The organism is Photobacterium gaetbulicola (assembly GCF_003025515.1).
In the GTDB taxonomy this organism is placed as follows: Bacteria; Pseudomonadota; Gammaproteobacteria; order Enterobacterales; family Vibrionaceae; genus Photobacterium; species Photobacterium gaetbulicola.
Map to the genome: position 1 here is coordinate 158,419 of NZ_PYME01000001.1, position 12,598 is coordinate 171,016.

General features: G+C 47.5%; 11 protein-coding genes. 7 read left to right on the forward strand and 4 right to left on the reverse strand.

What is annotated here, in order from left to right:
• Nucleotides 1–159 precede the first annotated feature (159 nt).
• The 5 genes from C9J03_RS00730 to C9J03_RS27250 all read left to right on the forward strand — a co-directional run bounded on the left by C9J03_RS00730 (nucleotide 160) and on the right by C9J03_RS27250 (nucleotide 7,034).
• Entirely contained in the window at nucleotides 160–2,067 is a 1,908-nt protein-coding gene (locus tag C9J03_RS00730; protein ID WP_039469445.1) for a bifunctional 5-dehydro-2-deoxygluconokinase/5-dehydro-2-deoxyphosphogluconate aldolase, read from the forward strand.
• Between the two features lie 11 nt (nucleotides 2,068–2,078).
• Nucleotides 2,079–3,929, forward strand: a complete 1,851-nt coding sequence (gene iolD / locus C9J03_RS00735; RefSeq protein ID WP_044620956.1) for a 3D-(3,5/4)-trihydroxycyclohexane-1,2-dione acylhydrolase (decyclizing) — start codon at nucleotides 2,079–2,081, stop codon at nucleotides 3,927–3,929.
• A gap of 11 nt (nucleotides 3,930–3,940) precedes the next feature.
• Nucleotides 3,941–4,849, forward strand: coding sequence for a myo-inosose-2 dehydratase (gene iolE, locus C9J03_RS00740; RefSeq protein ID WP_044620957.1), 909 nt, complete (start codon nucleotides 3,941–3,943; stop codon nucleotides 4,847–4,849).
• A gap of 15 nt (nucleotides 4,850–4,864) precedes the next feature.
• A complete protein-coding gene (locus C9J03_RS00745; RefSeq protein ID WP_039469438.1) occupies nucleotides 4,865–6,373 on the forward strand; it encodes a CoA-acylating methylmalonate-semialdehyde dehydrogenase in 1,509 nt (502 codons plus the stop codon).
• A gap of 496 nt (nucleotides 6,374–6,869) precedes the next feature.
• The gene (locus tag C9J03_RS27250; protein ID WP_420812990.1) at nucleotides 6,870–7,034 is read left to right on the forward strand and encodes a carbohydrate porin; all 165 of its coding nucleotides are present in this window, start codon (nucleotides 6,870–6,872) and stop codon (nucleotides 7,032–7,034) included.
• A gap of 163 nt (nucleotides 7,035–7,197) precedes the next feature.
• Here C9J03_RS27250 and C9J03_RS00755 read toward each other — a convergent pair whose 3' ends face one another.
• From C9J03_RS00755 to C9J03_RS00770, 4 genes are all read right to left on the reverse strand, one after another.
• Nucleotides 7,198–7,401, reverse strand: coding sequence for a hypothetical protein (locus tag C9J03_RS00755; RefSeq protein WP_044620958.1), 204 nt, complete (start codon nucleotides 7,399–7,401; stop codon nucleotides 7,198–7,200).
• Nucleotides 7,402–7,564: 163 nt separating this feature from the next.
• Entirely contained in the window at nucleotides 7,565–8,521 is a 957-nt protein-coding gene (locus C9J03_RS00760) for a LysR family transcriptional regulator (protein WP_044621872.1), read from the reverse strand.
• Between the two features lie 176 nt (nucleotides 8,522–8,697).
• On the reverse strand, nucleotides 8,698–9,507 hold the full coding sequence (locus C9J03_RS00765; protein ID WP_044620959.1) for a hypothetical protein: 810 nt from the start codon (nucleotides 9,505–9,507) through the stop codon (nucleotides 8,698–8,700).
• Between the two features lie 236 nt (nucleotides 9,508–9,743).
• Entirely contained in the window at nucleotides 9,744–10,439 is a 696-nt protein-coding gene (locus tag C9J03_RS00770) for a LysR substrate-binding domain-containing protein (RefSeq protein WP_082060459.1), read from the reverse strand.
• A 41-nt stretch (nucleotides 10,440–10,480) separates the two neighbouring features.
• On the opposite strand from C9J03_RS00770, the gene C9J03_RS00775 reads away from it, so the two are divergent.
• Nucleotides 10,481–11,986, forward strand: a complete 1,506-nt coding sequence (locus tag C9J03_RS00775) for a Mur ligase family protein (RefSeq protein WP_052829596.1) — start codon at nucleotides 10,481–10,483, stop codon at nucleotides 11,984–11,986.
• 32 nt (nucleotides 11,987–12,018) lie between these two features.
• Nucleotides 12,019–12,534 carry an MFS transporter gene (locus C9J03_RS26960; RefSeq protein ID WP_249031103.1) on the forward strand — a complete coding sequence of 172 codons (516 nt, stop codon included), beginning with the start codon at nucleotides 12,019–12,021 and terminating at the stop codon, nucleotides 12,532–12,534.
• Nucleotides 12,535–12,598 lie beyond the last annotated feature (64 nt).

Below are 12,598 nucleotides of genomic sequence, written 5' to 3' on the forward strand. Positions count from 1 at the left end.
TTCATTTTTCGTTTAAAGTGAAATGAATATTTCGTATGATAAGGGCATTGAAACAATGAGGGTTGGGAAAGGTGTTCTCAACAACGATTGCGAAAATCAGTTTAATCATTATCTGAACGGTTCTTAACTACTCGGTAGTTAAAGGAAGGAGTGAAAAGGATGAATACCAGCAATAAGAAATTGGATCTTATTTGTTTGGGGCGAGTTGCCGTTGACTTGTATGGCCAGCAAATTGGGGCTCGCCTAGAGGATATGGGCACTTTCTCTAAGTATCTCGGTGGGTCGTCAGGCAACGTCGCTTATGGCACGGCAAGGCAGGGGTTGAAGTCTTCCATGCTGGCGAGGGTTGGGGATGAGCACATGGGGCGCTTCTTACGCGAAGAGCTGCAGCGAGTTGGTGTTGATACCAGTCACTTAATTACCGATAAAGAACGTCTTACCGCCTTGGTCATCCTTGGTATTAAGGATGAAGACACCTTCCCACTGATCTTCTACCGTGATAATTGCGCAGATATGGCTATCACTGCCGATGATATTGATGAGCAATATATTGCCTCGGCACGCTGCTTGGCAATTACTGGTACTCATCTGTCACATCCCAACACCCGCGAAGCCGTGCTGACCGCCTTGCGCTATGCCCGTAAGCACGGCGTGAAAACAGCCATAGATATTGATTACCGCCCCGTGCTTTGGGGGCTAACTACCTTGGGAGATGGCGAAACGCGCTTTATTGAGTCAGGCAAGGTTACCGAGCAACTTCAAGAAGTGCTGGGCTTGTTCGATTTGATTGTTGGTACAGAAGAAGAATTCCACATTGCAGGTGGCTCGACGGACACTGTGGAAGCGCTGAAAGCCGTACGTGAAGTGAGTAATGCCGAGTTAGTGTGCAAGCGTGGTCCGCTAGGTTGCTCAGTATTTTCTGGTGAGATCCCTAATGATCTCGACGACGGTGTCACCGTTGAAGGTGTTCGGGTCGACGTTCTTAATGTTCTCGGTGCTGGTGATGCCTTTATGTCAGGGCTGTTGCGTGGCTACCTAAATGATGAAGGTTGGGAAAAAGCCTGTGCCTATGCCAATGCCTGTGGTGCCTTGGTCGTCTCTCGCCATGGTTGTGCACCGGCCATGCCTTCGAAACAAGAGTTGGATGATTACTTGTCTCGTGCTGGTGATGTTCCTCGTCCTGATCTGGATGAGCGTTTAAACCATCTTCATCGGGTAACGACAAGGGATAAAGAGTGGGACGAACTCTGTGTGCTGGCTTTTGATCACCGTATCCAGTTCGTCGATATGGCCCGCGAAGCCAATGCCGATATCAGCCGGATCAGGTCACTGAAAAAGCTTATTCTGCAGGCGAGTCGCGAAGTGGCTGAAGAGGCGGGCTTATCCGGCAAAGCGGGATTGCTGTGTGACAGCACATTTGGTCAAGACGTACTGAACGAAATCACCGGGGAAGGCTGGTGGATTGGCCGGCCGGTAGAGCTGCCAGCTTCCCGTCCTCTTGAACTAGAACACGGCAATATTGGTACCCAGCTGATTGATTGGCCGCTGGAGCATGTTGTTAAGTGCCTGGTGTTCTTCCACCCTGATGATCATCATGCGTTACGTCTTGAGCAAGAAAAGCAAGTGTGTGAAGTGTATCAAGCGTGCTGCAAGACAGGTCATGAGCTGCTGCTAGAAGTGATTTTGCCTGCTGATATGGAGCGCACCGATGAGTTATACCTGCGCGCGATGCAGCGTTTCTACAACTTAGGCGTGAAACCGGATTGGTGGAAACTGCCGCCAATGGCTGCTGAATCATGGCAGGAGGTGAATGCGCTGATCAGAGACCGCGATGCGTATTGTCGTGGGGTTGTATTGCTGGGCCTGGACGCACCAGAAAACGAGTTGAAAGCCGGGTTCAATGCAGCAGCAAGTACCGATATCGTAAAAGGTTTTGCCGTTGGCAGGACTATTTTCGGCCAGCCTTCCCGTTTGTGGCTAGCTAATGACATTGATGATGCTGGCTTGATTGAGCAGATCAAGCAGAACTATCACAACTTAATAACCCTGTGGCGTCAGCGTGGCTAAAGGAGTCGAGCATGAGTGTTAATACGGTACGCCTGACGATGGCTCAGGCTTTGGTGAAATACCTGCAAGCGCAGAAAGTCGAGATCGACGGTGAGATCCAACCCATGTTTGCCGGTGTGTTTGCCATTTTCGGACACGGTAATGTTGCCGGGCTAGGGGAGGCGCTCTATCACGCCAATGAAGCACTGCCGACCTACCGCGCCCATAACGAGCAGGCTATGGCGCACAGTGCCATTGCTTTTGCCAAGGCCAATAACCGCCAACGTATGATGGCGGCGACAACATCGGTCGGGCCAGGGGCTCTGAATATGGTCACAGCAGCAGCACTGGCCCATGTCAACCGCCTGCCTGTATTGCTTCTGCCGGGCGATACATTTGCTACCCGTGAACCGGACCCTGTGCTGCAGCAAGTTGAAGACTGGAGTGATGCGACTATCACACCGAATGATTGTTTCAAACCGGTGAGCCGATTCTTTGACCGCATCACCCGTCCAGAGCAGTTGCTAAATAGTTTGCCGCAAGCGATGCGGGTGTTGACCGATCCGGTTGAGTGCGGCCCGGCAACGATAGCGATTCCGCAAGATGTCCAGACCATGGCGTTTGATTACCCGCTTCATTTCTTTAAAGAGAAAATCCACCGTGTGCGCCGACCTGGGGCAGATGAGCATGAGCTGACCGAAGTTGTTGAGTTGATCAAACAGGCTAAGCAACCGCTGGTCATTGCCGGTGGCGGTATTCACTATTCCGGCGCGTTGGAACAGTTCCGTGAGTTTGTAGAAACCTACCAGTTACCAGTAGGTGAAACCCAGGCCGGTAAAGGGGCATTGCCTTGGGATCATACTTCCAACCTTGGTTCAATTGGCGTGACAGGATCTGCGGCGGTGAACCAGATGGCTGCTGAAGCGGACGTGATCATCGCGGTGGGAACACGCTTGCAGGACTTTACCTCTAGCTCAAGAGCACTGTTTAAAGCCGATGCCAAGATAGTTTCGCTGAATGTGAACGGCTTTGATGCAACGAAGCATTATGGGATCCCTCTGGTAGCTGATGCCAAGGTGGCATTACCTCAATTAACCCAGTATCTGGTCGACTGGCAGGTCTCGACGGTTTGGCAGAATAAAGCAGAGACACTTCGTCTGGAGTGGAACAAAACCGTATCTATTGCCATGACTGATCGTGGTACGGCACTGCCGACTGACGCAGAGGTTATTGGTGCGGTTAACCGCGCGGCGGGCGAGAAAGATATCGTCGTTTGTGCCGCCGGTGGGTTGCCGGGTGAACTGCATAAACTGTGGCGTACCCGTTATGACAAAGGGTACCACCTCGAATATGGCTTCTCTTGCATGGGGTATGAAATTGCTGGCGGCCTTGGCGTCAAGATGGCTAAACCGGATTCAGAAGTATTCGTTATGATCGGTGATGGCTCATATCTGATGCTGAATTCCGAAATTTCCACCTCGGTGATGCTAGGGCACAAGTTGGTACTCGTGGTACTGGATAACCGTGGATTCGGCTGTATCAATCGTCTTCAGCATGCTTGCGGCGGGGCTGGTTTCAATAACTTGCTCAAGGACTGTAACACCATTGAAGAAGGTGCACCGAAGACTGATTTTGCCGCCCATGCTCGCTCGCTAGGGGCACAGGCAGAAAAAGTCGCCAACATTGCAGAGCTAGAGCAAGCCTTGGTGCGGGCGAAGCAGGCGACATCAACATATGTAATCACCCTGGATACCGATCCGCTGAGTACGACTGAATCGGGTGGTTCATGGTGGGAAGTGGCAGTACCTGAAGTATCTGAGCGCGAACAAGTGCGTGCAGCCAGATCAAGGTATGAAATCGCCAAACAACAGCAAGTGATTTAAGGAGAATTAGCATGACTGTTCAACTAGGTATCAACCCACTGACTTGGACCAACGATGACTTGCCATCTTTGGGTGCAGAAACACCATTAGCAACATGTTTGACTGAAGGGCGCCAAGCCGGTTTTGCTGGCTTCGAACTTGGCAATAAGTTTCCGCGTGAAGCCAGTGTGCTAGGACCGATACTCGCCAATCATGATCTTAAGTTGGTGTCAGGCTGGTACTCCGGCGAATTGCTTACCCGCACGGTAGAGGAAGAAATCGAAGCGGTTCAGCCTCACTTGACCTTACTGAGTGAGTTGGGTGCCAAGGTGATGGTATTTGCTGAAGTCACCGGATGCATTCACGGCCAGCAAGATACACCGGTGCGTCTTCGCCCTAACTTTCCCGCTGATAAATGGCGAGAGTACGGCAAGAAACTTAGCGAGTTTGCCAAGTACACCAAAAGCCAGGGGGTTGAGGTAGCCTATCACCATCATATGGGCACCGTTATCGAGACTGCTGAAGATATCGATAACCTGATGGAATACACCAGTGAAGAAGTGGGGCTGTTGCTTGATACCGGTCATCTGACCTTTGCTGGCGCTGATCCGGTACAGGTGGCAACGCGTTGGGCCCACCGGATTAACCATGTTCATACCAAAGATATTCGTGCTGATGTACTGGCTGATGTGAAGAACCGCAATACCAGCTTCCTTGATGCAGTACTCGATGGCGTATTCACTGTTCCGGGCGATGGTTGTGTGAATTATCCAGCAGTATTCGAGCAGTTAAAAAACGTCAATTATCAGGGCTGGTTGGTCGTGGAAGCTGAGCAGGACCCTGCAATCGCTCATCCAATGACCTATGCCACTTTAGGTTTTAATAATTTACAAGAACTTGCTCGCGAGGCCGGGCTATTAGAAGGCGAAGGCCGAGAGTAATTACAGGAGCAAACAATGGAAACAGTTCAAAACTTCATTCAGGGCCAAATCAGCGAAAGTCACAGCCAGCGCTTTGCCCCGGTATTCAATCCAGCAACCGGTGAGCAGACCCGTCAGGTCGTATTGAGCTCAGCTGCTGAAACCGCCGAAGCCATCGCTGCTGCTGATAAGGCATTTCCTGCATGGGCAAAGACATCGCCGCTCAAGCGTGCTCGCGTGATGTTCAAATTCAAAGCCTTGCTTGAGCAGAACATGGATGAGCTGGCTCGCCTGATCTCAAGTGAGCACGGTAAAGTTTATTCAGATGCAGTGGGTGAAGTGACCCGTGGCCTTGAGGTAGTTGAGTTTGCCTGTGGTATTCCGCATCTTCAGAAAGGGGAGCATTCAGCCAATGTGGGGACTGGTGTCGATAGTCACTCGCTGATGCAGCCACTAGGTGTCTGTGCGGGTATTACCCCATTCAACTTCCCGGCAATGGTGCCCATGTGGATGTTCCCGATTGCCTTGGCGACGGGTAATACTTTTGTGTTGAAGCCTTCGGAAAAAGATCCCTCTCTAGGATTGGTGTTGGCCGAGCTGCTTAAAGAAGCCGGTTTGCCTGACGGTGTCTTTAATGTGGTGAACGGTGACAAGGAAGCGGTTGATGTATTGCTTACCGATCCGCGTGTACAAGCGGTCAGCTTCGTAGGGTCGACGCCGATTGCTGAGTACATTTACTCAACTGCATCAGCGCATGGCAAGCGTTGCCAGGCACTGGGCGGTGCGAAGAACCACTGTATCTTGATGCCTGATGCCGACCTGGATATGGCGACAAGCGCGATCATGGGCGCTGCTTATGGTGCCGCTGGTGAGCGTTGTATGGCATTGTCTGTCGTAGTTGCGGTTGGTGATGAAACGGCTGATCAGCTTATCGGTAAGCTGAAGTCTCAAATTGATGTGATGAAAGTTGGCCCGGGCGTGGTTGAAGGCCCTGAAAATGACATGGGCCCCGTGATTTCCTCACAGCACAAAGACAAGATCTGTGAATACATCACATCGGGTGTAGAGCAGGGCGCATCCTTGGTGGTCGATGGCCGTGATATCCGCATTGAAGGGCATGAGAATGGTTTCTTCGTTGGGCCAACATTGTTCGATAATGTGTCACCGGAGATGACCATCTACCAAGAAGAGATTTTCGGCCCTGTGCTTGCGATTGTCCGTGTGCCTGACTACCAGACCGGCCTTGAGCTTATCAACCGTCACGAGTACGGCAATGGTACCGCGATCTTTACCCGTGATGGCGAAACCGCTCGTCAGTTCAGTGAAGATGTACTGGCGGGTATGGTCGGGATTAACGTGCCAATCCCTGTTCCGATGGCGTTCCACAGTTTCGGTGGCTGGAAGCGCTCTGTGTTTGGCCCGTTGAATGTTCACGGCAACGATGGTGTTCGTTTCTACACCCGAATGAAGACAGTGACCAGTCGCTGGCCAGCCAGTGTTCGTTTAGAGCAGCACAGCAGCAGCTTTGTGATGCCAACGATGTAATAAGCAATTGAAATTAAACGAAAAAGCCAGGCTGCATAGTGAGCCTGGTTTTTTTCGTATATGTTACCAAGTAGCTTGCTATCGTTTGTTACCGGTATCTACGGGCGATATAGACAGTGCCTAGCCCATAAGTTGTGATTAATCCTAGTAAGATCAGATTTCCGGTGTTAGGTGATACTAGGGTAAATACTTTAACCATCAGTGACACTAACAAGTCACTTCCCTCCCACAGCAGCATAAATGTTAATGGTAAGGAGCTAGGGTTAACGGATTCGCGAATATAGGCAAGGCTGATAAAAGCTGGCAGGCTGCAGAACAAGAAAAAGCCCAATGCCATTGCTGCAATCTGTGAGTCCATCAAGACATTTTGGCGATTTGGACGGAAAATTTAATATACTAACTTTGACGTGGAACAAGAGCGTTAATGGTGGTAACTCCGGATTTATCGTAGGTAGTTTCGATCCCAATGATTATATAAATATCCTCGGCTACGCAAATCCGAAGCCGTGATTCGCAATCAACCACTGAGCTGTTTTATCGATTCCAGGTATCAAATAATTTGGCAATAACACCTAGTTTGCAGTACCTGGCAAACCCGGCCTATTCCTCCAGTGTGGAGAGTATGTGGGTCACGGGTCTTCGTGCCCGAATGAATTTTTAAAAGCCCTCACGGGCGAATAAAAGCAAGATAGTAACAGTATATAAAGTAGCAGATACAATATGTTTTTATCTGTCAGCCAGAGATACTGTTACTACAGCCAGTCCGTTTATCGTGACAGTTGCAGAGAGTTTTGATGGTAAATGAAACGTTTTCCCTGAGCGGCCTAGCGAATTGCTTCAATAAACATCGGAAGTAACTCCAGCCAACCATAGATGACAATAAATGCGATCACCATTGTCCAGACAATGCGTTCGATCCAACTTTTTCGACTATGGTAACGGAATGGGTCCGGCTCACCACAGTTGGGGCAGGCATGGGCACGTTTGGAAATCGATTTTTCACACAGTGGACAGGCTAGCAGCGGCATTGTAATTCTCCATCCGTTTCAATTATTCTTTAAACATAGTTTAAAAGCAGTCACTTAGAAACAACCTCGGAAGATTAGTTTGATAACTGGGTTAGTTTTATCAAATTTTACAAAGACAGTCGCATAATGTGTTCTGGCTCTTCGCTATCAAGCAAACCTTCTTTTACTCTTTGCAGTAACAGGCAGAGGTTTCAATTTGTTCTTGCAAACTATCTTTCACTAATCCACTTAGCCAGTTCACCAGATTGCTGTGGTGATCCTTAATATGACAAAAGCTGTTTACGCTGAGCTGATAGTCCTCTGGCTCCACTAAATTAGCGACAGACTTCATTTTGAGGTGTGGAAAATGTTGTATCGGAAAGAAGTCATTATGCGCGATATACATATCGGTTTGGCTGATGACGTCGATTAATGCAAGGAGTACTTCAGAGCGAATACCGACTTTTGCCTCCACTCCGTATTGTTTCAACGTTTCAACGGCATATACGATTTGATCGTTCCAGCCCGGAATGATTAAAGAGGCAAGCTCGTATTTAGCAAAATCTGGCAGTTCAAGTTGCTTAGATGCTAGAGGGTGGTCTTTTCTGAAAATCACTGTGGGATTGAAATCAACGAGCTTTTTACTGTATATCTGTTTCGTGTGCGGAACGGAGCTGTAGTTAATCGCAAGGATGATTTTATTTTGCGCCAAGTCATTTGGGGTCTGCTGGGCCCAAGTCACAATTTCAAGCTGGATATTTGGCGCTTGTTCCCTGATTTTTCTATGTAAACTTCCAGCAATGCATGTCAAAATCGGCCCTGCGATTGCTATACGAACAGTTTGATCTATGTATTTAGGATCAAACTCAGTGAGATTGTTTAATTCTCTGGTTAAGCCTTCTAGATACGAGTTGGCCACACCAGCAATTTGGTGGGCTAAAGGCGTTGGCTCCAAGCCTTTCGGAACTTTGACAAACAGCTGATCGTCAAAGTGCTCACGTAGTTTTTTCAACGAATGGCTCACAGCAGGTTGGCTGACATGTAGCCGGTTTGCTGCTTTACGCATATTTTTTTCTTGGTATAACACGACCAATAACTTGAGCATGTTCAAGTCTAAGCTGTTGGCATCACGTTGTGTCATTACAAAGTCCATATTGAAATTTTCCATAAGTATATCAGTAGTCTAATCAGCTGAACGACATTGGCGGTGAAACTTTTTAATGGCGATCAGAATTCTGAGATTAAGCAATGTTTTATAGGGGCAATAATGGGAAAAGCGCATTGAGAGGGAGCTGAGTCCCTCTCAATGCTAGTGGTTTAATAGCCGAATGCAGGTGCTAAGACATCGTAGATGATTGCAGGATAAGCTGTGTCCATCATCAGTGGGCGTTTGTAAACATAGTTTGTATGGTTGTCTGTAAAGTGAACGATAAAGAACAGTCGTTCAGCCGTACGGTATGAGTCTATGACGAAGTCTGATTCCCCACCATCTAGTGGCGTACCATCAGAGAAAACATGGTTATTATCTGAAATATGGCTGAGAGGGTGCTCGATGTAATTATATTCGCCATCTTCGGTACAGAGGCCATTATCGCAGAAGCTTAATGAATACCATATTTTTCCATACTCAATATGCATTTCTTTACCATCTAGGCCTGTTGCCAGATGATTAGCTTGCGGCCAGATTTTCCCCGCATCAATGTTGGCATCATTCACTACCCAGGTGAAGTTGTGTTCAAAGTTGCTGCTGCTATCGCCAGGGTCGCTGTCACCGGTATTTTTTGCAACGTAATATGTAACCGTCAGCGTTTCATTTTGCCAGCTACAACCGGTAAATACCTCATATTGCAGATGCTCACCCTCAAAGCTACATGCTTTGTGAAGCGCTGCAACCGTCATACCAAAGCGGTCTGAAACTTCCTGATACCAGTTGTCTGGGGTTGGGCGATCGGGTGAGGTATCATCACCTGGTAAGTGTTCGGGTGGAAGTTGAGGCTGCGGTCTCTCCGGAACTTCAATTTCAGGTAAATGAGTTGCTGGTGGTAGTGTCTTGTCATCAGTAGAGTCACTTGATGAGTTACAACCAGCGAGTAATGCAACGGCAAGAACAGCAAAGAGTTTTTTCATTTCAATTCACCATAGTGATGACCTACCGTGTAAGCCAGTGTTTGGAGTAGTAAATGTAATCTATGGCGTATTTATACGTTGTTTTATTGGGTTGAGGATAATTACTCTTATTGATATCGCTGATAAAATTTGCTGATTGCCAGTAAAAGAATATTGTTCTATTGGATTTTAAATACAATGGAACGGTATTTTATTGTGGGTTTTCGTAAGTTTGATATCTGTTTTAAATCTATAGTTTATGCCTTCATCAGCTCTTCAACTTTTTGCTGAATGCTCGAGGTAACATGCTCAGTAAGCCACTTTTGCTTTGGGTGTAAACTGTCTCGGCGGCGGGTGATCATTTTTATATCAAAATCTGGAATAGGGATGGGCGCCTCACAAATCGTGACGCTTTCACTATTTGGTGCTGAGCGACCAACCAGCTCGGCCATGACGCAAAGGAGGCGCCTGCCCATTAGCATATGGCGTAAGGTAAGAAAGCGGTTGGAGCCAAGCACGACTTTTCGTTTTTTATTCATGTCCGTCAGAGTGATATCGACCGCAGAGGTTAATTCACGATTGGCCGTGATCACCATTTGCGGAGTCGCTAGGTAATCATCAAGACTGATAGGTAATTTGACTTGTAAAACAGAGTTATCGAACAAACAGACATGACGCTCACGATACAGAAAGGTGCGAACTAGGCTCTCGGGAAGGGCTTTAAACACGCCAATCGCCAAGTCTATATCACCTGATTCAAGCGCAGATACGCAGTTGGAGGGATCGATGGCTTTGAATAACACCTGACTGTTTGGACAATCACTAAGCAGTTGATCAAAAAGGGTTGGACCAAACACTTGTTCTGCGTAGTCTGATAGGCCAATTATAAACTTGTCGTGGTATTCTTGCGGCTCAAAAATATTCGTCGAGTCGCTTTTTCGAACCGTTGAGATATAACACCTATTAGCACCATGCCCTTAAGGGTGAGAGCAGCATGAACAGTAGTCACCAAAAAGTATTAACGTCATTAGCATCACTGCCAGTAAAAGAATTCAAGACGCACAGCCAGAAGGTCAAGTCGGGTGATGTGTTTGTCTGCCGGCAAGGCTTAACTTGGGATAGTCATTTGTCTGCTGAAGATGCGGTAGCGCGTGGCGCTTGCGGCGTGATAGCGAATCGTCCTCTGGACTTGGCAGTGCCCTGCTTGGTGACACCCAGTCACAGCACCTCAGTCAGTTTGATCAACCAATACTATTCTTATCCTCAAGATAAGATTAAGCATATTGGGGTGACAGGTACTAACGGAAAAACAACCGTCGCTTATTGCCTTAACCAGTTGCTCAACCTCAAGGGTAAATCAGCTTATACAGGTACACTTGGTAGTTCATTTGATGATGTTTATTACCCGTTAGATAACACCACACCAGATGCCATTACCTTGCTGAATCTATTCCATGCAATGGAGCAACGTGATGTTTCTCACCATGTCATGGAGGTGAGCAGCCATGCATTATCGCAGGATAGGGTGACACATATCGACTTCGATATTGTTATTATCACCAACATTGGTTCCGATCACCTTGATTATCACAAACATCGTGAAGACTACATTCAAGCCAAACTTCGACTAATTGATAGGCTAAAACCAGGTGGCGTAGCCATTGTGAACTTGGATGATGAACAGTCCCTTTCAGTGATAGAACGCTGTAGAAGCCGTTGTGAGGTCATTACTTTTAGTTGTACTGATGTAACCGCTGACCTCTTTGCTGCAAAGATTCGATCTGCATGCTGCGGCAGCCAGTTTAGCTTGGTATATCAAGGTGCAGAATATCAAGTGGTATCTGGCTTGCCATTTCGCTTCAATATTGAAAATAGCCTTGCCATTATTGCGTCTATGCTGGGGTTGGGAATGCCAATCAACGAGGTGTTGCCCATATTTGAGACGATGCAACCTGCTCCGGGGCGGAGCGAAGTGTACCCTTTGAGCAATGGCGCGACAGTGATCCTCGATTATGCCCATAATTACGATAGTTTAAAAAAACTATATCGTAATGTCCTTGAACATAAGACAGGTAAGGTTGTTACCGTGATCGGTGTGACAGGAGAGAGGTTAGCAGATGCACCTGACATCGGTGAATTGTGCTTTGAACATTCAGATCAACTTGTACTGACGACGGATAATCCATTAGGCGTAAATCAGGACGATTTGTTTAAAGCGCTGACAAGTAAATTGCCATTAAGCTCCAATAAACCTAGTGCTTGTATTGAGGACCGGTTGTTGGCAATCAAAGTGGCAATTGCTGAGCTCCAATCGGGAGATGTTTTGCTGCTCTGTGGTAAAGGACATGAAAAGTACCAGTACATTACTAGCAATAAGAATGAAGCAAAGCCATATGTGGGAGACTTGGATGCAGTGAAAATGGCATCTGAAACCATTGCTTTTCAGCTTGTGACAGGGCTTTCTGAATCAGCGGAGTCAGCAGATCTTACGGTGAAATAAACTTCTTTAGAGGAATGGTAAGCATGGCGTTAATGAGCCATACAGAACCTATCCCGATGAGAAAAAACGCAACATATTTGAAGTTGCTGTCTGCACAAGTGGTTTCCCTTATAGGGACTGGGATCAGTACCTTGACGCTGGCACTACTTGCTTGGGATATCGCAGGGGAAGAAGCCAGTGCTGTACTGGGTATCGCATTTGCTTTGAAGATGATTGCTTACGTTGGTTTGGCACCTGTGTTTGGTGCCATTGCCCATAAGCTGCCCAGAAAACCTGCCATGATCACGCTTGATCTAGTCCGGGTAGGTTTCATCATGTTTTTGCCCTTTGTCTCTGAAACTTGGCAGATCTACGTGCTTGTCTATTGCATTAATGCGTGTTCGGCAGGGTTTACTCCCTTGTATCAATCGACGCTACCAGCCGTACTTCCTGATGAGAACCAGTATTTAAGGGCGTTATCATTTAGCAGGTTGGCCTACAATCTGGAGCAAATCATCAGCCCGTTACTTACCGCCTCATTGCTGGTGGTGTTGGGGTTCAGGCAGTAATTTTTCTCAATGCTTTCACCTTTCTGCTGTCAGCGATATTGCTAATGATTTGTGTATTTCCATT

What these genes read in the sequence shown, in the direction of transcription:
- C9J03_RS00765 (WP_044620959.1), bottom strand. Translation starts at nt 9,507, where the DNA reads ATGAAAAAACTCTTTGCTGTTCTTGCCGTTGCATTACTCGCTGGTTGT.
- C9J03_RS00755 (WP_044620958.1), bottom strand. Translation starts at nt 7,401, where the DNA reads ATGCCGCTGCTAGCCTGTCCACTGTGTGAAAAATCGATTTCCAAACGT.
- C9J03_RS26960 (WP_249031103.1), top strand. Translation starts at nt 12,019, where the DNA reads ATGAGCCATACAGAACCTATCCCGATGAGAAAAAACGCAACATATTTG.
- C9J03_RS00775 (WP_052829596.1), top strand. Translation starts at nt 10,481, where the DNA reads ATGAACAGTAGTCACCAAAAAGTATTAACGTCATTAGCATCACTGCCA.
- iolD (WP_044620956.1), top strand. Translation starts at nt 2,079, where the DNA reads ATGAGTGTTAATACGGTACGCCTGACGATGGCTCAGGCTTTGGTGAAA.
- C9J03_RS00760 (WP_044621872.1), bottom strand. Translation starts at nt 8,521, where the DNA reads ATGACACAACGTGATGCCAACAGCTTAGACTTGAACATGCTCAAGTTA.
- C9J03_RS00730 (WP_039469445.1), top strand. Translation starts at nt 160, where the DNA reads ATGAATACCAGCAATAAGAAATTGGATCTTATTTGTTTGGGGCGAGTT.
- C9J03_RS00745 (WP_039469438.1), top strand. Translation starts at nt 4,865, where the DNA reads ATGGAAACAGTTCAAAACTTCATTCAGGGCCAAATCAGCGAAAGTCAC.
- iolE (WP_044620957.1), top strand. Translation starts at nt 3,941, where the DNA reads ATGACTGTTCAACTAGGTATCAACCCACTGACTTGGACCAACGATGAC.